The sequence below is a fragment of the Oleiphilus sp. HI0066 genome, from assembly GCF_001635725.1.
The window spans coordinates 1-569 of sequence record NZ_LWFH01000032.1 but is presented as its reverse complement, the minus strand read 5'-3'; the positions used below and the strand labels follow the sequence as shown (position 1 = coordinate 569).

Below are 569 nucleotides of genomic sequence, written 5' to 3'. Positions count from 1 at the left end.
TCGTTTGAGTCCAGAAGATGAGCAACACATTGCGTCATTATCGCAACAAGCATTCGATGCCTTGGGATGTGAAGGTTGGGGTCGAGTGGACGTGATGCAAGATCGAAATGGCAAGTTTTGGTTATTAGAAGTGAATACGATTCCAGGGATGACTGATCATAGTTTGATACCTATGGCTGCAAGGCATAAAGGAATAGAAATGCCTGAGTTGGTAACAGAAGTATTAAAACAAACTTTGCATGTTGGAGGCTTAGCGTGAGTGCGGCAACCATGAGTAAATCCACAATGGATATGAAAGCAAAATCGAGTAGTACACGCCAAATATTGACAAATCAGGGTGTTTGGAAGGCTTATTGTGTTGCGGCGGCGCTGTCAGTATCAGTCGTCATATTTGCCTATTTCAGCGATCAGATTGCTGGGGTGGTTGATCAGCCAATAGAGCATTTCGAGGTGTCTAGTTCATTCAATGAGTTGAGTAAACATGATGTATCAAATGTGCTCGAACCTTTTATTGGGCAGAGTTTTTTCTCGATTGACATTCAGCAAATTCAAAAAGAATTAGAAGCCTT

Annotated in this window: 1 protein-coding gene and 1 pseudogene; both read left to right on the top strand. The window is 42.0% G+C overall.

Annotation, left to right across the window (positions count from 1 at the left end):
- Positions 1 to 259: pseudogene (locus A3738_RS00895) on the top strand (D-alanine--D-alanine ligase); the annotation flags it as partial.
- A partial coding sequence (locus tag A3738_RS00890) for a hypothetical protein (RefSeq protein WP_197473485.1) occupies positions 256 to 569 on the top strand: 314 nt, incomplete at its 3' end. The pseudogene A3738_RS00895 and the gene A3738_RS00890, both read left to right, overlap by 4 nt.